Raw genomic sequence first — 20,101 nt, 5'->3', positions numbered from 1 at the left:
GTAATCCACCATGAAGCCTCCAATGACCAAACCTGGAGCTACATTCCCATGGAACGACTTTACAAGATCTATATATTCTTCAAATGAGTAATCGCAAATTTTCATAACTTAGAGACCTCTGGTGTATATTCCAATATATTCGCTTCTTCTATATTTTCAGAATGGCATAGAACACAATTCTTATCTGATTCAACATAAAACAAGCCGTATTTATTGTTCTCCTGATGACAATCACAGGCTATCCCCTCTGAGGTTTGCCCGCAAGTTACTTTTTTAAATACATTGCAGGGAAGGTCAGACCTAATGATTCTGCCTCTTTTTAATGTAACAACCCTGTCAGCTAAGCTGAAAGCCTCCTCATAGCAATGGGTAATGTAAACAGTTGTAGTCCCCATCTCTTTATGAATCCTATGGATCTCATTCATTAAATATCCTGCAGTGTTGTAGTCCAGGCTGTTTAGAGGCTCGTCAAGGAGCATGATCTCAGGAGAAGGAGCAATAGCCCTTGCCAGGGCAACCCTCTGTTTTTCACCGCCGCTCAAATCCTTAGGAAAGCGTTTAGCAAGATGATCCATTTCCATCATTCTGAGCAATTCTGAAACTCGCGCCTCTATCTCATTCCTGGGCTTTCCCTGAATGCGAAGGCCATATGCTATATTTGAGCTTACATTTAGGTGAGGGAACAAAACTAGATTCTGGAAAAGATATCCCACACTTCGCATGTTCACTGGAAGTTTATCAACAGGGTATGAGTCAAACAACACAGAACCCTGGTACTTTATAAGCCCGGCAATAATATTAAGGAGTGTAGTCTTACCTGCTCCTGTGGGTCCCCAGATAACCAAAAATTCCCTATCACGAATCTCCAGATTAATATCACGGCATATAAAATTATTAATATTTTCTAATCTAATATTGGGCATATTGTCTCCAGTGATGTGTCAATTTATATTCTGCATAGATAAAAAATTTCTCAAAAGCAAGGCACATTACAGCCAGAACTATCAAGCATACTATAATAATATCGATTCTAAGCAGGCTCTCAGCTCTCATCAAAAGCGCCCCTATGCCGGTTGGGATCGCAACCATCTCTGCAGCTATTATCACCCTCCATGCCATGCCTGCCTCTAATCTTAATCCTGTAAAGATATTGGGCAGAGCCAGAGGTATTACAACTGTATATAAGACCTTCCATTCAGAGGCTCCAAGGCACTGCGCTGCTTTGATATAATCCCTGTCCACATTTTTTATGCCTGTAATAGTATTATAGAGGATTGGAAAAAATGAGCAGATAAATATAATCATAATGGGCAGCATCTCGCCTATACCGAACCACAGCATCAAGAGAGGCAGCCATCCAAGGGCAGGTATAGGATAGAATAGACTTAAGATGGGATGTGTTATTCTGTGAATATTTTCCTCATACCCCATAAGGATGCCTATGGTTATGCCGCAAATGGCGCCGCAGATAAGGCCGATAACTACCCTGATCAGACTGCTCAAGAAATTATCCACCAGAACCCCATTGGCAGTAAGATGATAAAACTCCTGAAGCACAGCAGTAAAGGGGGGGAAGAAGAAATGCCCTGGAATGATATCAAACCTGGCTAAGGTTTCCCATAGTATTAAAAAGACCAACACAGGGAATATGCTGTATGCCGCCTTTATTTTTTTCATCATGCGCACCGATAAAATGTTACTGTATTAGTCTGAAATCTTCTGTCTATTCCCCTTGTTATCCACTAAAGAGGAAGCGAATCTGAAATCAATTATCTCTTCCGCATTAAAGGAATCCTTTATATATTGCAATTCCTTGCATACATCTATTGCCCTTTGTATCTCCCTTTGATCGATGTCAGTAGTGTTTTCCAATCTAAGGGTTAAGGATTTTAATATCGATCCTGGCGCTATCACCAATCCAGACGCCACACTGGCAGCCCTAAAGGGAAGTATTGTTTTCCCCACTACCTGAAGTTCTGCTGCTACGATCTTAGATGCTTCTTCTGGATTATCATTTATAAACCTTACCGCCCTCTGGGTTACCTTTACCAATCTTGAAGCAATATCCGGATGAGATTTTAAAAAACCATCCCGCGCAATCAAAACGCTTCCCTGCATATCCGGCCAGAGATCCTTCGCGCTCAGGAGCACCCTGAATCCCAATGTTTCTGCTAATGTGGGGAATTGTTCACATATAAAAGCAGCATCAAGTTTGCCCATCTTGAGGGCGAGGAGCAGTTTTGGCGGATTCATCCTCAGGACTCTGTTATTTATCCCATTGCTGTCTAATGAGTATTTCATAATTGTCTTCTGCATAATCGCATCAGTCGGGCTGCCTTCGCGCGTGCATCCTATGCGGATATCCTTTCTATTCAGGTCATCTATTCGCTTTACCCTTTTGTAGTTAACTGCAAGGCAATACCCATATTTATGAATCCCGCTTATGACCTTTATTGGAACACCTGCATTTGCATATGCGTTTACAGCCGGAATGAGACATATATAAGCAGCGTCAATGTCGCCTTTTGCCAGAGCTGCGGAAAGGGCCATGCCTGTAATATAATTCTCATAACTTACAATGTTCAATCCCTCTTCCTTATACCAGCCCTTCTGAGTTGCAATATGAGCGCATGCTGAATGCGTGTTAAACTCAACTGCTATTCTGATAGATTTTTCCCTCGATCCTTTTCCATGTCCGCAGCCTGTTCCAAGCAACAGGATCGCACACAAAGCTGTATGATAAATTATTTTCATCGAAAACACCGGACTTCACTAATTATCAGAATCCTTCAGGGCAATATCTTGCTAAATTCAGTAGATGCACAGGGCCGGCGCAGGTGACTCCATAGAATACTGTTGGCTTTTTTTCTGTGATAAATTGCCTGAATGTTCCGTTAACAAAGGTTGTGCCAGTGGCAAATATCAGATCGCACCATTCAATATTCTCATCAGTATTTTCGGAAGATTCCACTGTTACGCTGTTAATCTCTTTTCCTATGTTGTCTATGTCCATATCTGTTGTGCGAATTTCAAAATTACGGCTCAGTGCTTCACAGAGTCGCGGCTGGAAGCCTGCCAGGAATATTCTGGGATTTCTGAATTTCTCTTTGATAAAGCCTGTCACCTGTTTCTGGCAGTTTACAGGCCCCTGATCCCTGCAATGCATGGTTTTAATTATCAATCCAAGCCGGTTAAGACATGCATTGATGGTTGATATAAAGATAGCTCGCCTGTAATTGTTAGTTAGTTCCATATCCAGTATCCCATACAGGGAGCCCTCAAAATTTCCGTACATATCAGTAAAAGCTACGCCGCAGTCGCCGTCAAAATCCGCCTGCACCATCCTCTCCCGGCCCTTCTGTATTGGATAGTCATCATGCTCAGGATTTCCTATGGCCTCCTCCGGGGTCAATACTTTTGCCCTGATCTTCACTATTCCATCATTTATTTTATATTCCTTAACTATGTCAATTATCCTTCTTTTGAGTTCTTCCATCACATCCCACCCTTTTATGAATCCCTGTTAAAATAAATGCAAAAATTATGCCCAATTTAATAGATTGATAATTTTGCTATGTTATACAGAAATATAATTAAAATGAATAAAAATTATAGTATATGGATGTTCTCAAATCACTTATCTGCGGAATACAGGTGTAATATTATAGACTTGAGGATTGAGGTCTATTCAATCTTTTTTGATTTATGGAACAAATTTGTTCTGAATAACAATAGAATAAGCCAATCCTGTAGCAATATCTTTTAATAATATGTTTTCCTAATAGATATTAAGATAGATCCAGATAAGATTTTCGGCTGTATCTATGAATAACAGGAGCTCCTGCCCCATGCCGAATAGCCTTTAGCACCCCTTCTCTCTCAACTACAACTGTTCCTGCCAGCATATTCACTGGCAGATGATCAAAGGCCTTGGAGACCAGCGGTGTGCTTGGTCCTAACATAACTGTTTTAACACCCTTGCCAGCCTTCCCCAATATAATCTCAGTTGTATTATTTAAGATTGAGGTGGAGGTGAGGAATAGAACCTCTGCCCAATCTTCAAGCTTAATATATAAATCCTCCTCAGAACCAACATTCCGTGATCTATCAATTACCTCCAGGAAGGCCTTTTTATCCTTGATAAATTGAATAAGGGGTCCGAAAAAGCCGACCATAGCTGCCCTTGTGCCCTCTTTTATGCCGAATTTATCAAACAATATATAGTTGTTCGGATCCTCAGGCAGAAGAGCAGAATCCCTGTAATTCAATGCATTTATAAGGGCCAGGGCCATGCTTCTCTGAATAGTATCCTCGCTCTTAATCTTATCTAGCAGAGGGAGTGATGACTTCCCTTCATAGTCGTAATAATTTTTATTTACTGAGCATGACCTCTTGCTTTCAAAATAGGTATATGATATCCCTATCCCTCCATCTGATGTCTCAACCGCAGTATACCCAAGGCCAATGTTGATTGTATCAATGGCTACATCCTTTGCCCTGTCTTTAAATATTTCGTAAAGCCTGTCATTCAAATCCATCTTATAGAAGTCCTTTCAATATGAATAATTTTATCGATTTTCACCATGCGATCTATCCAGTCAACTGCAAGAAAATGAGCAATCAATAAGTGAAATCTTAAGATGACTTCTAAATCATGTATAAAGAATGTGCAATTAAAATTTTAATCCAGTATAATAGACAATAAATGAATTTCACTCTTTGCCTATAGCTTCTCAATACTGACAGCACATGCCTTATATTCAGCAGTCAGTGTCGCCGGATCGTAAACAGGATTTGTCAGCCAGTTGGCGCATGCATCCCTGAAGTGGAAGGCCATCCACACCATGCCTTCCGGCACTTCATCAGTAATCTTTGCACGAACCTCTACCTCTCCTCTGCGCGACTTAACCCTGATCATCTCGCCTGACTCAATGCCAATGGAAGCTGCATCAGCGGGTGATATATCTGCAGTCTCCTCTCCCAGCAGTTCGTTCAACCCTGAGCGCCCGGTCTGTGTGCGCGTGTGATAATGGTAGAGCCTCCTGCCAGTGCTGAGAACCAGGGGATATTCTTTATCAGGCACCTCTGCAGGGGGAGTCCAATCCACAGGCATAAATCTACCAAGACCGCAGACGAATTGTCCATCCTTATGCAAGTATGGTGTGCCTGGATGATTTTCATCTTTCACAGGCCACTGAAGACCGTCTTGTTCAATTCGCGAGTACTTTATTCCGCTCATCTGAGGGGCAAGTCTGGATATCTCATTGTCCCAAATATCCCTTCCACACTTGGATTCCCATTCATGTCCCATACGTTTTGCTATCTCCTTGAATATCCACCAGTTCGGTTTTGCCACCCCGGGTGGTTCGCTGACCTTGCGCACTATGTTCACCCGTCTCTCGCTATTTGTGAATGTCCCTTCATCCTCGCTCCATGCTGCTGATGGGAATATCACATCTGCAAATTTAGTCGTCTCTGTTAGGAATATATCCTGACATACAATGAATTCAGCAGACTCAAGGCAATGCTCCACATGACTTATGTCAGGCTCAGTATTTGCCAGATTCTCTCCGAATATATAAAATCCCTTAACAGAACCGCTGAGAAGCCCCTCCAGCATCTGTGGGATCATCAATCCCGGCTTGTCCGGAAGTTTTTCCACTCCCCAGAATTCCTCAAATTTTGACCGCAGTGCAGGATCACTCACTGCCTGGTAACCAGGAAATACATTCGGCAGGGCAGCCATATCGCAGGCCCCCTGTACATTGTTCTGCCCCCTCAAAGGATTGACTCCACCGTACTCCTTGCCCATATTGCCCAGAAGCATCTGCAGGTTGGCTATAGACATAACATTATTTTTACCGCATGTATGCTCTGTTATACCCAGTGTATATATAACCATAACAGGCTTAACAGCAGCCATTCGGCGGGCAATATCCCGGATCATATCCGCGCTTACCCCGGATATCTCTGCTGTGCGTTCAGGAGGATATTCCATAAGCTTCACTTTTAAAGACTCAAAATCGGTACAGCAGGATTCTACGAATTGTTTGTCATAAAGATTTTCGTTTATAAGAACATTCATTATGCCATTAAGGAAGGCAATATCGCTTCCCACCTTAATTGGGGCATAGAGTGATGCAAAATCAGCCAATGCATGTTTTCTGGGATCAGTGACTATAAGCTCAGCTCCATCTAACACAGCATTCTTTACGAATGTTGCTGCCACTGGATGAGCCTCTGTCATATTTGATCCTATTACCATGAACATCTTAGCCTTGGAAAACTCTGAAAATGAATTTGTCATTGCTCCGGAACCGAAAGAAGTCGCCAGACCGGCGACGGTTGGGGCGTGTCAGGTGCGGGCGCAGTGATCTATGTTATTCGTTCCCAGGGCAGCCCGGAATAGCTTCTGCATCTGATAAGAATCTTCATTTATACTCCTGGCGCAGCTTACACCTGCCAGCGCGTCCGGGCCATTTTTAGCAATAATATCTTTAAATTTTGCAGCCACCATATCCAGCGCCTCGTCCCATGAGGCTTCGCGGAATCCGTCATTCTCCTTGATCAAGGGGGTCTTCAGCCTATCTTCAGAATAGATAAAGTCATACCCAAAGCGCCCCTTGACGCACAGACGTCCCATATTGGGCGCTCCATCCTCCACAGCTGAAACCCTGACTATGCGTCCCTCTTTAATATGAAGCCACATCTGACAGCCCACTCCGCAGTAGGGGCAGGTTGTGCGTACAATCTTCTCGTCCCACATGTAGGAACCTATAGCCTTTTTGTCAATTAAAGCTCCCACAGGACATACCTCAAGACACTGGCCGCAAAAAACACAATCGCTGTCAATATAAGGAGAATCGCCACCTGCGGTAATCTTGCTTTCGACTCCCCTGTAGCCTATATTAATAGCCCTGTTAACAACGACCTCATTACAAGCCTTTATGCATCTGCCGCATAATATACATCTGGAGAAATCACGGATTATGAAGGGATTTACATCCTCCAGCTCATATTTTGTTTCGAATATGGTTGACCGGAGTTCATAGAGCAGATCAGATATCTGATATTTATATGCAAGCTCCTGTAATTTGCAGCTTCCATAAGCATCGCAGAGTTCAGAGGTTTTATCATATTCCATCACATCCAGTTGAAAATCGGTCCAGTCACCCTGTACTGCTCCCCCTATAGTGCAGTTGTGATTTCCTGATGCCATTAGGAGCGTTATTACATATTTACGCGCCTCAATAACCTTTGGCGTATCAGTGAGAACAACCATATTATTGGAAGCGGGCATGGTGCATGCGGTTACCAGATTACGAGCCCCCTCTACCTCAACAAGGCATACCCTGCAGGCACCTGTGGGTGTTGTTTCTTTAAGATGACATAGCGTAGGAATGTCTATCCCATTCCTCTCAGTAACCTCAAGTATGGTCTCTTCCTTTTCAAAAGGATATTGCTTCCCATTTATTGTAATCATGTTTTCTGAATTCATTTGTCCTCCTGATTGTGTAAGTTATTTGAGTCTAGTCAAATTATAACTTCACTCACATTTTTAATAATATCCTTGCGACCCATTTAAAATTATTAAATGTTCTAGCATTCATTCATATCGATTTAACAATTTATTTGATATATCAAGGAGCCTATTTATAGGTTTATGTTCAACCGGCGCTACAACATTGATTGAGTTGTCATACTCAATCGCTCTTTTATTGGAATTGAGGTAACATACTATTCGTGACCACCCGATGGTCAAGAAAAATATTACAATAAACTACTAAATATTACAAATTAAAACAAGTTTTGTTAGTATCCTTTAATAATGATCCAAATTTTATTTTCAAAAGTTATGGAGTATTAGATAAGTGATAATGAGACGGTAATTTAAACATGAAGTATGAGCATGTAGGTCTATGAATCGAATTATAACAGCAGGTTGCAGAACTGAGCTAGACTATAATCTGTTTTGGTGAGATCAATCGATTTTTCATCTTAATCCCAATTGACTATAGAGATAGTACCATTAATATATGATGATTCACTGAAGATTTGTGTAAAGCTCATTTCAAAATAATGTCGATAAAGAAAGAGGGATAATAGTGATAATATAGTATGTTTACAAATAGGTCATGAAAATACAATTATTCATCTTAATAATGCTACTTTTTACTATGAATACCATATCACTTCTTGCGGAGGAGGGAGAAGCGCCGACGGGTTTGAGAAGGGTATCCGATGATTTAAAATTTAAAAATGCTATGTTGCTTTTTAAAATAGGGAAAAGAGAGAAGGCATTTGAGAAATTTAAAGAATATCTTGAAATCTATATAAATGGTATACACAGAAGGGAAGCTTATCAGAGGATTGCACAGATATATTTTAATAGATTTGAATTTCTTCAGGCGATAGGTATTTATAAAGCCCTGTACAGTGAATTTAGTACTTTTGAATCGGGTATAGATGCCTACTATAGGATGGGCATCTGCTATCGTAAAATGGGATACGATAAAAAGGCAAATAGTATTTTTAAATCTATAATCAAGGAATATCCAAATTCTAAATACCTAAATCTCTCAAAAATGCAGTTGGATATAATGAAGATGGTAAATGAGGATATTTGAGCATATCTTTTCTGGAAAAGGCATGGTTTTCATTGCGGAGATTGGCCTGAATCATTTAGGAAGCGCTGATTTAGCCGCTAAGATGCTGATTGAAGCAGCAAAAGCGGGGGCAGATGCTGTCAAGTTTCAGACCTTTGTCCCTGAATATATGTATTCTGTCTATTCCTCTTCGCTGTTAAAATCCATGAACGAAGGGGAAGCAGATTCAAGTAAAATAGATTTTTTTAAGAAATATGTATTGCAGCAAGATGAATATATTAAATTAAAAATTTTGGCAGAAGAACATGGGTTAGTCTTCTTCTCATCCCCTTTTGATGTTGATTCAGTAAATTTTTTAGAGGAAATTGGCGTTCAACTCTATAAAATAGCGTCATCAGAGTTGACAAATCATATGCTGTTGCAGAGAATAGCAGAAACCAAAAAACCTGTGATCATGTCTACAGGCATGTCCACTGAAGAAGAGATATCAATGTCTATTGACTTCCTACAGGCAGAAGGGGTGCCAGATATCGTTCTAATGCACTGCGTTTCTCTATATCCGCTTCCAACTGCATCGTCTAATCTTGGACGAATTGTTTCGCTGAATAAAAGATTCAATCTCAAGGTGGGTTTTTCAGATCACACGGTCGGTTTTAGGGCAGCAGGAATCGCTACAGCCTTAGGCGCAAGAATTATTGAAAAACATTTTACATTAGATGAGGATTATGAATGTCCTGACAGAGAACTCTCCCTCTCTCCCTATAGTTTTAAGAGGATGAAAGACTCGGTTGAGTGTATATTAAATATGATAGGAGATGGACATATTGACTATGATTTTTGTGAAGATGAGAGCGCCATGCAATCACGTAAAAGTCTTTTTGCGCGCAGATTTATTCCAAAGGGGAAGATTCTTGAAATGGATGATATTATTCCTAAGCGACCAGGGGTTGGCATCCCTGTATACAAGCTGAACAGGATAATAGGCAAAAGGACGAATCGCGAACTTGGAGAGGACTTTCTCATTAGAACAGAGTATCTTGAATAAATGGGTGTTCAATGTATGAACTTAAAAAAAATGATAATAATAGTAGCTACTATTCTCTGTGGATGCACACTCTTTCAAGCAAAGAAGAATAGTCTTTTAACAGAGAGCGAGATATCAATACTCGATAAAACCACAAATGCGCTAGATTATGGATATGGTTATGATAGAGAGATAGAGTTGGATTACATTTATTCCCACTCCTTTAGTGAGCAAGGCTATGATCAAAAGGAGGAGGCCTTTGCAAAAATCGTTAATAAAATTAATCCCAATATAATCGCGATATTTCATGAAAAGATATATAGAATCTATGCAATGACAGATTATAAGATGAATAAGTACAAAAATGACGCAAAATGGAAATATCATATCTTTATTAAAAACGAACTCTTTCCGCCCTTAGATAAATATCTATCACTATTACAAAAATATATTTCTAAAAGGGATTCAACGTTTGTTGAGGATTTTAATTATAAGAGAAAGCTGATAGATAAGGATGTCGAAAGGTTCTATACAGAACAAGAGGAGGTTGTCGATACCTTTTAGCTGCATATAATAATAAAAACTAACTTCAATGAACAGGCCTGCCAAACTTCAATCTACAGCAATTGAACAATGATTATGTGCTTTTACACATGCATAATATCTTAGAGTATAGGCAGGTATTTATCTAATTCAAACTGACTGACATGCTTTTTATAGTCATCCCATTCTATTTTTTTATTGGTAATAAATTTTTCAAAAATGTGATCACCAAGCGTATCCTTCACAAGTGAACTCTTCTCTGTCTCAGCAATAGCCTCATCCAGGCTGCCGGGCAGAGGGATAATCCCCTTATCGATTCGTTTCAGATGACTCATTTGGAAGATATCCTCCTCAATTGGAGAGGGAAGGTCATACTCCTCTTGAATTCCCTTTAAACCAGCAGCAAGCATCACTGAAAATGCAAGATAGGGATTGCATGAAGGATCAGGACAACGGAATTCGATTCGAGTGGCCTCTTCTTTTCCAGGTTTGTACATAGGAACCCGAACAAGCGCAGAGCGGTTTCTCTGAGCCCATGAAATATATACAGGGGCCTCATAGCCCGGGACAAGCCTTTTGTATGAATTTACCCATTGAGCAACCACAAGGCATATCTCACGTGAGTGTTTTAATAGACCAGCTATGTATGACTTAGCCTTTTTGGATAAATGATGTTTATCCTTTGGATCAAAAAATGCATTTATCTCGCCCTCAAAGAGGGACTGATGTGTATGCATTCCACTTCCATTTTCTCCAAAAAGGGGTTTGGGCATGAATGTGGCGTATATGCCATACTTCATAGCAATCTCCTTAACCGTAAGCCGATAGGTCATCGCTGCATCAGCCATGGTTAGGGCGTCCATATAGCGAAGGTCAATCTCATGCTGGCTTGGTGCCACCTCATGATGACTATACTCTACACCTATCCCCATCTTCTCAAGGGCAATAATAGTATCCTTCCTGAGATCGCTTGCCAAATCCAGGGGCGTCAGGTCAAAATAACCACCAGAGTCCAGTGTCTCAGGCCTTCCTTTTGAGTTCTTAAAGTAAAAAAATTCCAGCTCAGGACCAACATAGAATGTAAATCCGAGATCAGCGGCCTTCATCAGATTTTTCCTCAAGGCCTGACGGGGATCCCCCTCGTATGATCTGCCATCAGGCCACTGAATGTCACAAAACATTCGAGCCACCTGGGTCTCCTGTGAGCGCCAGGGAAGAATAACGAATGTGCTGGGATCAGGCATGGCTATCATGTCACTCTCGTGGATCCTGGCATATCCCTCAATGGATGAACCATCAAATCCCTTGCCCTCATTAAGAGCCTCTTCCAGTTCCTCTGGCATAATAGCAAAGCTCTTTAAAAAACCGAGAACGTCAGTAAACCATAGACGAATAAATCTGACATTCAACTCCTTAACGCATTTCAAGACATATTCCTTATCCATCTCTGCCATGCCGAACTCCTTCATATTATTACTTTATCTGAAACTATTCAATATGTCGACATAGTCAACAATAAATAATCAATTATTTTGGGGAAATAATCTATTCAATGCGGTTTGTACGATGCGGATATTAATATCAAAGGGACGCCATTCCTTATGCCGCCCCTTTCTCTTCAAGGTTAACCCTGTCCTCAACCAGGATGTTGAGAGATTCTAATAAAAGCGTATGTAAGCTTTTATTAATTTTCTAGTTTTACTTCAATCCTCTTTGGCTTAACCTCTTCGCTCTTAGGTAAAACGAGTGTTAAGAGTCCATTTTCAAGGTTAGCAGATAAAGAGTCCTTGTTTATACCATTACCTATTGTGAATTCTCTATGATAATTATAGAGGTTGTATTCTGAGTATTTTAAATTATCCACTCTCTTCTCTCCATCAGTTACCCTTCCATTTATTTCCAAAACCTTATTGTTAAGAGTAATTTCAACATTGTCCTTTGTTACTCCAGGCATTTCAGCCTTGAGGACATATTCTCCTTCGGTTTCATAGATATCAACTGGAGGAACAATTACACACTCTTCGGAATTGTAAGCATCTTTTTTTAATTTTGTTACTTCTGTTGTCATTTTAATACCCCCTATTACTTTATATCAATCTTTTTGGGTTTATCCTCATCACTCTTTTGGAGCTTCACCCAAAGAATGCCATTATTCATAGTTGCATGAATATTGTTTATATCCACCCTAAATGGCAGCTTCACTGATTTTTTGAATTTACCAAATCTTCTCTCCTTCCTGATATAGGGCTTGTCCTGATAATCGTCCTTCTTGTTCCCTTCAATTATTAAGCTATTATTGATTAGGTGAAGATCTACATCTTCGACCTTAATGCCTGGAGCGATGATGCTAATGTCTAAATCGTCTCCATTCTCATAAAGGTTTATGTAGGGATATTCTCTTACCCTCGTAGTAGAGGGTATGTCCTTAAAAAAATTGTCGAACATCCTTCTCATCCCCAAAAGATCATCAAAGATATCATATGTAGTGTACATTTTTGACCTCCTTTTTGTTTCAATTAGTTTACATTTATATTAATTTTTTTGGGTTGTTTTGATTCATCCTTTGGGATTTCAATTTTCAAAACACCCTTTTTGAAGCTTGCTTTTACCTTGTCGCTCTTTACACCTTCTGGCAATGGTATTGAGCGAGAGAAAGAACCAAATCTTCTTTCAGTGTAGTGATATCTCTTGTCCTTGTCCTCTTCATCCTTCTCCGTCTTCTTCTCTCCATTCAGAGTGAGAAGATTATTTTCAATAGTTACCTTCAAATCCTTTTCGTCCATTCCAGGCATCTCTGCCTTGATATGAATCATCTTGTCATCCTCTTCCATATCAATTGTAGGGATCCACTCGGATTCAAAGAGTGTTGTGGGTCTTAAGGAGAAGAAATCATCAAATATATTGGTGATGTTTCTTCTAAAGAGATCCATTCCAAAATTGTTGTTTCTGTTTCGTTTTGCTATATTCCAGTTCATGGCTATCCTCCTTTTCGTTTTCTGTTAGCACTCACCAGAGGCGAGTGCTAACAGGTTATATGTTATTAATACGGAATTAATTAAAAAAAGTCAATAGGGTGAATGAAAAAAAATGCGGTTTTTTTAATTTTTTTATATTTTTTTGGCTTTCTGATTGCATTAAACTTTTCTGAAATCTTATCTTATTTAACCACAAATATGTCCTATAATATGCTTGAAAAAATTATCTTATGGTAAGCAGTATGTTGTATAGAGCTATGAACGGAAAAAGAATGAAAGAGAATAAGGAAAACCGTTTTACTATAAGCTTGCCAATGGCCGATGATCCGGTTTTAGTAGCCTGCCCTAAATGTTCAAATAAGGTTTCAATAGTGCCATACTGTGATAAACAGGTGAGGTGTTCTTGTCTATAATGCGGTTATCATATTGAGAAGCCTTCTGATGGTCGTTCATTCTATTGGTTTGACGAAAATCCAACTGATGGTTTTTTTGGCTTCGATCTCTGGCTCAAAACAGCTTGTGCTGGACACACTTTGTGGGCATTTAATATTAGGCATCTTGAGTTTCTTGAATCCTATGTTTCAGCGAGGCTTAGGGAGCGAGAGAAGGATGAGAGGTTGGGTTGGCATAATTCCTCTCTTGCCAGCCGTCTGCCAAAGTGGCTAAAGCCAGCAAAAAATCGAGAAGCGATACTGAAGGCAATTTATGAACTCAAAGCAAAAACATAACAAATAGTTGGACGCAGACCTGTGTAAGCTATTACATGTTATTTCAAAAAGTTACCGTCATACCCAAGCAAGTGAGTAAGGTTTAGAAGGTTGTAACCAAATTATAATATAAGATATATTGGAGGTTTATGATGAAGAGGTCAAAAATATTTGCTTTTGTTGGATTAATATTGGCTATTCTATTGACTGTAACAATATTTATGTTTCCAATGAAAGGTGAGGCAAAGTCAAAAGTCGTTGCTATAAAAGGAGTAAGCTATAATGTTAATTCCTCTCTGATGGATAATCTAAAATCACTTATCGGCAAGAAGGTTTATGTTTCCCTCAATTCAGGGAAAACTCTTATCGGATTTGTTAAAGAAGTAGGGAACCACCTAATGCATCTTGAAAAATTGGAGGGGAAAGATTATTTTGATGCCCTGATTAGAATTGAATATATTATAGCCATCGATACTAGATTTAGGAAGCTCCAGCGATGATTTGCATTCTCTATTAGTGTGATTATAGTAGTGATCTAACATGGGATAGACAAGGATGCGCCATAAATCGTTTGCCTACATGTCTGCCTGAGTATTATTCCTCGAGAGCACATTGAAAACTTCGCTTAGGCTTTAGTAAAAGAATTAAGTATGTTGCCTTTCTGCGTGAGATATAAGTCTCTGGACAAGGGAAGATTAAAATGAGTATCTCTCATCATCCCTCTGCTATTGAGGGAAATAGAAGTCCACTGCTTTGTATTCTATCCTTGTCCCTATATCTGTTTTCAATTTGATGAAATCATTCCTCTCATGCTCAACCTTGTGCCGAGGCTGAGATGGAATATAATACATAAGGGTCGCGATAATGACAACGTTGCTAATGATCGTTGCAATTATCTAATCTGCATATCACCTTTGATATAGTGATTGTGCACGTGGGCAAGTCCCTTGATCATATCAAATGGGATTTGATCCTTACTAATTTCATCGAGTAATTTCACAAGATAACCAACAGGGAAAGAGTAGTAAAGAAGAACAGGCCACATAGAATCGACATCCCTGCCAGTCTTTTGCTGAGAACTGAATCCCCTTTATGTGTAATATACTCAGTATATCCAAAAATATACCCTCCAATAATTCCCACAATTGAACCGAAATAACTTAAATTGACAAATCTGTTATCCTCGCCAGCAATACCTAAGAAACTGTAGGTGAGAAAAATGCTCATGGAACAGGGAACCCATAATCCAAGAATTGAGAGGAGAGTATAAATCTTTCCCCTGTTTTACCAAATAATTGCAACGTTAATATTTGTACATACTATGTGATAAAGAATCCTATAAAAATACTCAGAACAACGAACCACTCTGGTTTGAATAGCTGATAAAGCATCTTTCCCCTGGCGATAATGGTATATAGAAAAAATCAGTGTAAATAAAAAGAATTACATTAAAGATGGTTTCATCCTTGTTGAATTTCAGACGATTCTTTTTTTTAAACATGGATTTTCTTTCCATGAATATTGAGGATAGACCTTTTCTCATGTCTTGATTATAATATAGTGGAAATGCAAAAAGCCTTGCACACCCTGAACTTACAGTCAAGCTGTTTACTATCTTATAACATTAATCGGATTTATATACATAATGTTTATCCTCAGCAATGCTTCACTGTTCAAAATATGCTGTGTTATATTATTTATTAAGGTCTGCAATTAAAATAAATTTTATATTTTATGAAGATAGCAGCAAAGTATACACTATTGATTGGTTGAAGCTATGTCTCTGTTGATCAATAAACAATTTATGTTATGTAATAAAAAATTTTAATGAATATCATTTCTGTTTTTCCAAATATCAATTGACGGTACTAAAAGTTTATGGTAACACAATTACCATCTCAAATAGCGTTCTATACTAATGGAATGAGTAAGGATTTGAAAGGCAATTATTTAATATTGTTAGATAACAGGCATATATAAATCAAGAATTAACCTAATATAATACTTGAGCATACTATTAATACACCTTAACCCCGCTTCAAAATGTAGGGTGATCTACTAGTTTTGATGCAATAATATAGTAATAACAGAGCATCGTCCTAATTCGCGTTACTTACAAGGGGAAATTTTCTATATGCTACAGGGAACTACTGTTAATTTAGGGAATATTCTGCTTTCATTTTCCGAAGCAATTCATCACGCTAATGTATCCATTTCTGCTCATCAGATGAGGACAGCCTTCATTACATGACAAATGGCAAATGGTAGCAAATTGCCTCAAGATGAAAAACAGAAAATATTTATCGGCGCGATACTTCACGATGTTGAGGCGTTAACCCCAGAGGACAAAACAAGACTACATAATTTTGAAGAAGTCAACATTGATACTCATTGTATCTGTGGGGCAGCGCTCTATGAATCATGTCCTTTACTAAAAGAATCTTCAACAATGGTAAGAGGGCACCATAAACCCTGGAATAAATGGGAAACAGCTATCAATTCAAATGAAGCTTTTGATTCCCAAGTATTATAACTTGCAGACTATCTTGAACGGTTAATCATTCGAAACCAATATATATTGCATCAGAACGAGGAACTGATTAAAAAATTACTTCCTTGAAAGGAGATGAAATTCACCCTGATGTTGTTGATTTATTTGTAACAGTCTCAAATCGTGAAGACTTTTGGTTGGACTTGGTTTCTCCCAGGTTATATTCAATTCTTATGCATTTTGGCCCGTTCAGAAGAGTTGATATTGAAATTGAGCAGATTTTTTCTATAGCTACTTTTTTTAGAAACCTTATTGATTTTAAATCTTCTTTTACTGCAACACATTCAACTGGGGTCGCAGAATGCGCTTCCATAATTTTTAAGATATTTGGATTAATTATAAATGAAACATTTCTCATCAAATTAGCAGGATACTTTCACGACATTGGAAAATTATCTGTTCCAAATTCTATTTTGGAGAAACCTGACAAGTTAACAAAAGAGGAATTTGCAGTCATTAAAAAACATAAATATTTCACCTATTTAGTTTTAAACTCAATTGGGGCCTATACCATATTCCAGAATGGGCTGCTTTTCATCATGAAAAATTGGATGGTTCTGGATATCCATTTCATATCAATAGCGAGAAATTGGAGACAGCTTCAAGGATAATGGCTGTTGCTGATATATTTACAGCCCTTGCTGAGGATCGACCATATCGAGATAGGATGCAGCGTGATGAAATTGAGCGAATAATAAAAAATATTGCGAAAAATAATGGAGTAGATAAAAAAATCGTGGATATCCTCTTCGAAAATTATGAAGAAGTGTTGGAACATGTTAAAGAAAAGCAGTCTATTGCAAATGCTGAATACAGAAAGCTTCTTGTTTCATGATTAACGGAATTAGCGAATAAAGTGCTGGATTATTGAGCTTTCTTATTCATGCTTAAAGACGATATTGACATAATAAATTCAGGCTCCTCCCATATTGCACCTCTATGTTTAAAGACTACAGATCAATTGATAGTATTCCATTATACCATTAATCGAATTTAATCACTTCTGTCCAGACACAGGCAACAGGTTCAGTTGGAGGACTCATTATCCTTTCATCCAATATATTATGAGACGGGCTGATTGTCCTTAGAAAAGGAGCTTGACTTTCCATAATAGTTGGCTTATTTTTTATACACAATATATGTGACATAATGCAGGATGTTATATGTCTGATTCAACAAATGAAAATTTTATCCCCTATTCCAGTATGAAGGAGCAGATAGAAGGTGAAATTCAAGCTCTTTTAGAAAACAAGAAGAATACTGAAGAGATTGAAATTCCAAGAATCTCTTTTGAGAGGGGCAACACTAATATATATTTCCCAATACCATACCTTGATGAAAGGATATTGGTTAAATTCATCAATATAATGAATATTCATTTGGATAATATAAGAATCCATTCCTTTGAGCGTGGATTATATGCCTTCCAGGCCCTGAATGAGAACATCTTTAAGACGGAAAATATTTTGGATAATCTTAAGATTCAGGTTATGGGATTAATCGAGAGATTCAATATCGAGATTTCGAAAAAGGGTAATTTCACACAGGAAGAGATCAATCTAACAATTGAGATATTCAAAGCAGCATATTTCTCAGATAGTAGGAGCGACCCATTTGTCAGATTAAAGGCTTTTGGGGCTTCGGTGCTTTCAACTGAAGTGTCCTTAGACTGGACCTGCATCGCAGGTTATGAGGAGGTAAAGAGGAATGTAAAGGAGTCAATTATATTGCCACTCAAGAATCCTGAAATATATGATTCCATAGCAGAAATGACAAGGGCACGGTTTGAATCTAATAGACCCCATGCCATCCTCTTTGAAGGAGCTCCTGGGGTGGGGAAGACTACCATTGCCAGGATCATATCTGGAAGAGTAGATTTGCCTTTAATTTATATTCCCATTGAATCAATAATGTCAAAGTGGTATGGCGAATCTCCCAGGAATCTATCTCAGATTTTTGATATAGCTGAGGAGATAGGGGGTGCTATCCTCTTCTTCGATGAGATAGATTCACTGGCAGGATCAAGGGATCAGAATATGTTTGAAGCAACAAGAAGGGTTCTCTCTGTATTATTAAGAAGACTAGATGGAATAGATTCTGTTATCAACACGCTGATCATAGGAGCAACTAACAGGAAGAGCGATCTTGATCACGCCCTCTTAAGCAGGTTTGACCAGACGATTCATTTCCCATTGCCCAATCTCAGAGAGAGGGCGTCAATCTTTTCGACCTATGCCGCGCACCTAAATGAGGGAGAGCTTGAGGCCTTAGCGAGAGTATGTGATGGTATTTCTGGTAGAAACATAAAGGACATCTGTGAATTTGCCGAGAGGAGATGGGCCAGAAGGCTAATAATCAAAAAACTATCAGCATCGGTCCCACCCTATGAATATTATACACAAGCCTTAAGATTGTGGATAAATGATCGTGGGGACGAAAAGTTGATATGCCAGACGGGAAATGGATAAGAGTATTCTATTTAAAGAGCTCAACGAGGGAATAATTCAAGAGAGGTTTTTCGCCTTTAAGAGAAATCTTTGTAAGAATATTAAATATATTGAAAGATATGGGGGTTTAAGTAGAGTAATTCCTCTGTTTGATTCAAAAAGCGTCATTATAGTCGGTGCTGGGTCTTCTCTTAAAAGAGAGCTTGACATTCTAAAGAGATACTGCAATAGAAGAGAGATCGCTATAATTTCAACTGACATGGCGCTAGCCCCGCTTTACAAAAATGGCATATTACCAAAGTTTGTCATCTCTTGTGAGACAACGCCAGTGGATTTTTTCAGGGATATATCAACTGATAATATGCACCTTTTAGCCTTTAGCTGTCTCTCAAATGTAAATTTGCGTAAATGGAAAGGGGATATCAGCTTTTACAATTGGATGATACATAATCCTCTATACGATAAACTTTGGGAAACCGCTGGCTTAGACCTAGGTTTTGTTGCCACAGGTGGTATCGTAACAACTCAGGCTGTATCTTTAGCTCTGTCGTGCAATATACAGTCGCTAATGCTAATAGGAAATGATTTAGGTTTTCGACGGGAGTACTATATTAAGGAATCGGTGGTATTCAACAATAACCTATCCCTAAGCAACAGGCTCGATACCATGGAAACTATGGATATGAAGATGATTCGAAAAAGCCGGCAATATGAAATCAATAGGGGAGAGAGTGTATTTTATTCTAATAATCAATTTCTTGCTGCCAAGTTTTGGCTTGAGGAACTCTTTAGTAAAACAAGTATTCAGGTATTTGACAGCAGTGATCCAGGATGTTCTGAAGGTTCTTTGAAAAAGGTAGAGCTTAGAAATTTTTTTGGGAGATTTGATAGAAGAGCAAAAAAGAAGAGGCGATGATATGATAATACTTCATAAAATGAATGGGGATGAGTTCATTTTAAATGCAAATCATATAGAGACAATGGAAGCAAAACCAGACACTGTTCTTACACTTACTAACGACAGGAAGTATCTTGTAAAGGAGACTATAGAGGAGATAATAGAGAGGATTGCAGAATATCAGAGGTCAATTTACCTTGGAATTGAGACTAGAATCAATTGCAGATAACTCTTGTCTGAACATTATTGTGAGGAGATGACTTCTCCTTTCCCATTGTATTAACAATAAAATGCATTCAAGGATTCGGGGATCCAAGTTAAAATATTGAATCGTTGTAGTGGCGAACGGC

General features: G+C 38.7%; 23 protein-coding genes. 12 read left to right on the top strand and 11 right to left on the bottom strand.

The genetic code is table 11. The features are described from left to right. Positions 1 to 101: 101 nt before the first annotated feature. The 6 genes from SVZ03_07825 to fdhF all read right to left on the bottom strand — a co-directional run bounded on the left by SVZ03_07825 (position 102) and on the right by fdhF (position 7,498). Complete coding sequence (locus SVZ03_07825; GenBank protein MDY6934116.1) at positions 102 to 923, bottom strand: ABC transporter ATP-binding protein; 822 nt, start codon at positions 921 to 923, stop codon at positions 102 to 104. Then, positions 910 to 1,680 carry an ABC transporter permease gene (locus SVZ03_07820; GenBank protein MDY6934115.1) on the bottom strand — a complete coding sequence of 257 codons (771 nt, stop codon included), beginning with the start codon at positions 1,678 to 1,680 and terminating at the stop codon, positions 910 to 912. Before SVZ03_07820 ends, SVZ03_07825 begins: the two co-directional genes overlap by 14 nt. A gap of 24 nt (positions 1,681 to 1,704) precedes the next feature. Next, positions 1,705 to 2,754, bottom strand: a complete 1,050-nt coding sequence (locus tag SVZ03_07815; protein ID MDY6934114.1) for an ABC transporter substrate-binding protein — start codon at positions 2,752 to 2,754, stop codon at positions 1,705 to 1,707. A gap of 25 nt (positions 2,755 to 2,779) precedes the next feature. Further along, positions 2,780 to 3,496 (bottom strand): DUF364 domain-containing protein, encoded by a 717-nt coding sequence (locus SVZ03_07810; protein ID MDY6934113.1) that lies wholly within the window; start codon positions 3,494 to 3,496, stop codon positions 2,780 to 2,782. A gap of 292 nt (positions 3,497 to 3,788) precedes the next feature. Then, on the bottom strand, positions 3,789 to 4,538 hold the full coding sequence (locus SVZ03_07805) for a DUF364 domain-containing protein (protein MDY6934112.1): 750 nt from the start codon (positions 4,536 to 4,538) through the stop codon (positions 3,789 to 3,791). A gap of 185 nt (positions 4,539 to 4,723) precedes the next feature. After that, complete coding sequence (gene fdhF, locus SVZ03_07800; GenBank protein MDY6934111.1) at positions 4,724 to 7,498, bottom strand: formate dehydrogenase subunit alpha; 2,775 nt, start codon at positions 7,496 to 7,498, stop codon at positions 4,724 to 4,726. A 637-nt stretch (positions 7,499 to 8,135) separates the two neighbouring features. Between fdhF and SVZ03_07795 the strand changes: the two genes are divergently transcribed. The 3 genes from SVZ03_07795 to SVZ03_07785 are packed head-to-tail and all read left to right on the top strand — an operon-like array spanning position 8,136 to position 10,194. Continuing rightward, positions 8,136 to 8,627, top strand: a complete 492-nt coding sequence (locus tag SVZ03_07795) for a tetratricopeptide repeat protein (GenBank protein MDY6934110.1) — start codon at positions 8,136 to 8,138, stop codon at positions 8,625 to 8,627. Next, positions 8,614 to 9,651 (top strand): N-acetylneuraminate synthase family protein, encoded by a 1,038-nt coding sequence (locus tag SVZ03_07790; GenBank protein MDY6934109.1) that lies wholly within the window; start codon positions 8,614 to 8,616, stop codon positions 9,649 to 9,651. The genes SVZ03_07795 and SVZ03_07790 overlap by 14 nt, the downstream gene beginning before the upstream one ends. A gap of 15 nt (positions 9,652 to 9,666) precedes the next feature. Continuing rightward, positions 9,667 to 10,194, top strand: a complete 528-nt coding sequence (locus SVZ03_07785; GenBank protein MDY6934108.1) for a hypothetical protein — start codon at positions 9,667 to 9,669, stop codon at positions 10,192 to 10,194. 101 nt (positions 10,195 to 10,295) lie between these two features. Here the strand turns inward: SVZ03_07785 and SVZ03_07780 are convergent, their stop codons facing one another. The 4 genes from SVZ03_07780 to SVZ03_07765 all read right to left on the bottom strand — a co-directional run bounded on the left by SVZ03_07780 (position 10,296) and on the right by SVZ03_07765 (position 13,148). After that, positions 10,296 to 11,627, bottom strand: a complete 1,332-nt coding sequence (locus SVZ03_07780) for a glutamine synthetase family protein (GenBank protein MDY6934107.1) — start codon at positions 11,625 to 11,627, stop codon at positions 10,296 to 10,298. A 230-nt stretch (positions 11,628 to 11,857) separates the two neighbouring features. Then, a complete protein-coding gene (locus SVZ03_07775; GenBank protein MDY6934106.1) occupies positions 11,858 to 12,241 on the bottom strand; it encodes an Hsp20/alpha crystallin family protein in 384 nt (127 codons plus the stop codon). Positions 12,242 to 12,255: 14 nt separating this feature from the next. Beyond that, on the bottom strand, positions 12,256 to 12,666 hold the full coding sequence (locus SVZ03_07770) for an Hsp20/alpha crystallin family protein (GenBank protein ID MDY6934105.1): 411 nt from the start codon (positions 12,664 to 12,666) through the stop codon (positions 12,256 to 12,258). 23 nt (positions 12,667 to 12,689) lie between these two features. Continuing rightward, positions 12,690 to 13,148 (bottom strand): Hsp20/alpha crystallin family protein, encoded by a 459-nt coding sequence (locus SVZ03_07765; GenBank protein ID MDY6934104.1) that lies wholly within the window; start codon positions 13,146 to 13,148, stop codon positions 12,690 to 12,692. A 272-nt stretch (positions 13,149 to 13,420) separates the two neighbouring features. On the opposite strand from SVZ03_07765, the gene SVZ03_07760 reads away from it, so the two are divergent. The 3 genes from SVZ03_07760 (at position 13,421) to SVZ03_07750 (ending at position 14,355) form a co-directional block, all read left to right on the top strand. Further along, positions 13,421 to 13,561, top strand: coding sequence for a hypothetical protein (locus SVZ03_07760; GenBank protein ID MDY6934103.1), 141 nt, complete (start codon positions 13,421 to 13,423; stop codon positions 13,559 to 13,561). Between the two features lie 120 nt (positions 13,562 to 13,681). Then, positions 13,682 to 13,876: a hypothetical protein gene (locus tag SVZ03_07755; protein MDY6934102.1), complete on the top strand. Its 195-nt coding sequence runs from the start codon at positions 13,682 to 13,684 to the stop codon at positions 13,874 to 13,876. 128 nt (positions 13,877 to 14,004) lie between these two features. After that, the gene (locus SVZ03_07750) at positions 14,005 to 14,355 is read left to right on the top strand and encodes a hypothetical protein (protein MDY6934101.1); all 351 of its coding nucleotides are present in this window, start codon (positions 14,005 to 14,007) and stop codon (positions 14,353 to 14,355) included. 496 nt (positions 14,356 to 14,851) lie between these two features. On the opposite strand, the gene SVZ03_07745 is transcribed toward SVZ03_07750, so the two are convergent. Beyond that, the gene (locus tag SVZ03_07745) at positions 14,852 to 15,082 is read right to left on the bottom strand and encodes a hypothetical protein (GenBank protein MDY6934100.1); all 231 of its coding nucleotides are present in this window, start codon (positions 15,080 to 15,082) and stop codon (positions 14,852 to 14,854) included. 1,027 nt (positions 15,083 to 16,109) lie between these two features. Between SVZ03_07745 and SVZ03_07740 the strand changes: the two genes are divergently transcribed. From SVZ03_07740 to SVZ03_07715, 6 genes are all read left to right on the top strand, one after another. Continuing rightward, on the top strand, positions 16,110 to 16,388 hold the full coding sequence (locus SVZ03_07740) for a hypothetical protein (protein MDY6934099.1): 279 nt from the start codon (positions 16,110 to 16,112) through the stop codon (positions 16,386 to 16,388). 83 nt (positions 16,389 to 16,471) lie between these two features. Further along, a complete protein-coding gene (locus SVZ03_07735; GenBank protein ID MDY6934098.1) occupies positions 16,472 to 17,017 on the top strand; it encodes an HD domain-containing protein in 546 nt (181 codons plus the stop codon). Then, positions 17,017 to 17,241 (top strand): hypothetical protein, encoded by a 225-nt coding sequence (locus tag SVZ03_07730; GenBank protein ID MDY6934097.1) that lies wholly within the window; start codon positions 17,017 to 17,019, stop codon positions 17,239 to 17,241. Before SVZ03_07735 ends, SVZ03_07730 begins: the two co-directional genes overlap by 1 nt. 328 nt (positions 17,242 to 17,569) lie before the next feature. Further along, complete coding sequence (locus SVZ03_07725) at positions 17,570 to 18,874, top strand: ATP-binding protein (protein MDY6934096.1); 1,305 nt, start codon at positions 17,570 to 17,572, stop codon at positions 18,872 to 18,874. Further along, on the top strand, positions 18,867 to 19,769 hold the full coding sequence (locus SVZ03_07720; protein ID MDY6934095.1) for a 6-hydroxymethylpterin diphosphokinase MptE-like protein: 903 nt from the start codon (positions 18,867 to 18,869) through the stop codon (positions 19,767 to 19,769). Before SVZ03_07725 ends, SVZ03_07720 begins: the two co-directional genes overlap by 8 nt. Position 19,770: 1 nt before the next feature. Then, positions 19,771 to 19,980: a flagellar FlbD family protein gene (locus SVZ03_07715; protein MDY6934094.1), complete on the top strand. Its 210-nt coding sequence runs from the start codon at positions 19,771 to 19,773 to the stop codon at positions 19,978 to 19,980. Positions 19,981 to 20,101: the final 121 nt, after the last annotated feature.

This window comes from Spirochaetota bacterium (assembly GCA_034190085.1).
GTDB lineage: Bacteria > Spirochaetota > UBA4802 > UBA4802 > JAFGDQ01 > JAXHTS01.
The sequence above is the reverse complement of the archived record's forward strand: the minus strand, read 5'-3'. Positions and strand labels throughout refer to the sequence as shown.

What these genes read in the sequence shown, in the direction of transcription:
- SVZ03_07740 (MDY6934099.1), top strand. Translation starts at nt 16,110, where the DNA reads ATGGCAAATGGTAGCAAATTGCCTCAAGATGAAAAACAGAAAATATTT.
- SVZ03_07720 (MDY6934095.1), top strand. Translation starts at nt 18,867, where the DNA reads ATGGATAAGAGTATTCTATTTAAAGAGCTCAACGAGGGAATAATTCAA.
- SVZ03_07795 (MDY6934110.1), top strand. Translation starts at nt 8,136, where the DNA reads ATGAAAATACAATTATTCATCTTAATAATGCTACTTTTTACTATGAAT.
- SVZ03_07815 (MDY6934114.1), bottom strand. Translation starts at nt 2,754, where the DNA reads ATGAAAATAATTTATCATACAGCTTTGTGTGCGATCCTGTTGCTTGGA.
- SVZ03_07745 (MDY6934100.1), bottom strand. Translation starts at nt 15,082, where the DNA reads ATGAGCATTTTTCTCACCTACAGTTTCTTAGGTATTGCTGGCGAGGAT.
- SVZ03_07810 (MDY6934113.1), bottom strand. Translation starts at nt 3,496, where the DNA reads ATGGAAGAACTCAAAAGAAGGATAATTGACATAGTTAAGGAATATAAA.
- SVZ03_07725 (MDY6934096.1), top strand. Translation starts at nt 17,570, where the DNA reads ATGTCTGATTCAACAAATGAAAATTTTATCCCCTATTCCAGTATGAAG.
- SVZ03_07715 (MDY6934094.1), top strand. Translation starts at nt 19,771, where the DNA reads ATGATAATACTTCATAAAATGAATGGGGATGAGTTCATTTTAAATGCA.
- SVZ03_07790 (MDY6934109.1), top strand. Translation starts at nt 8,614, where the DNA reads ATGAGGATATTTGAGCATATCTTTTCTGGAAAAGGCATGGTTTTCATT.
- SVZ03_07825 (MDY6934116.1), bottom strand. Translation starts at nt 923, where the DNA reads ATGCCCAATATTAGATTAGAAAATATTAATAATTTTATATGCCGTGAT.
- SVZ03_07730 (MDY6934097.1), top strand. Translation starts at nt 17,017, where the DNA reads ATGGCTGTTGCTGATATATTTACAGCCCTTGCTGAGGATCGACCATAT.
- SVZ03_07770 (MDY6934105.1), bottom strand. Translation starts at nt 12,666, where the DNA reads ATGTACACTACATATGATATCTTTGATGATCTTTTGGGGATGAGAAGG.
- SVZ03_07765 (MDY6934104.1), bottom strand. Translation starts at nt 13,148, where the DNA reads ATGAACTGGAATATAGCAAAACGAAACAGAAACAACAATTTTGGAATG.
- SVZ03_07805 (MDY6934112.1), bottom strand. Translation starts at nt 4,538, where the DNA reads ATGGATTTGAATGACAGGCTTTACGAAATATTTAAAGACAGGGCAAAG.
- SVZ03_07780 (MDY6934107.1), bottom strand. Translation starts at nt 11,627, where the DNA reads ATGGCAGAGATGGATAAGGAATATGTCTTGAAATGCGTTAAGGAGTTG.
- SVZ03_07750 (MDY6934101.1), top strand. Translation starts at nt 14,005, where the DNA reads ATGATGAAGAGGTCAAAAATATTTGCTTTTGTTGGATTAATATTGGCT.
- SVZ03_07785 (MDY6934108.1), top strand. Translation starts at nt 9,667, where the DNA reads ATGAACTTAAAAAAAATGATAATAATAGTAGCTACTATTCTCTGTGGA.
- SVZ03_07775 (MDY6934106.1), bottom strand. Translation starts at nt 12,241, where the DNA reads ATGACAACAGAAGTAACAAAATTAAAAAAAGATGCTTACAATTCCGAA.
- SVZ03_07820 (MDY6934115.1), bottom strand. Translation starts at nt 1,680, where the DNA reads ATGATGAAAAAAATAAAGGCGGCATACAGCATATTCCCTGTGTTGGTC.
- SVZ03_07760 (MDY6934103.1), top strand. Translation starts at nt 13,421, where the DNA reads ATGAAAGAGAATAAGGAAAACCGTTTTACTATAAGCTTGCCAATGGCC.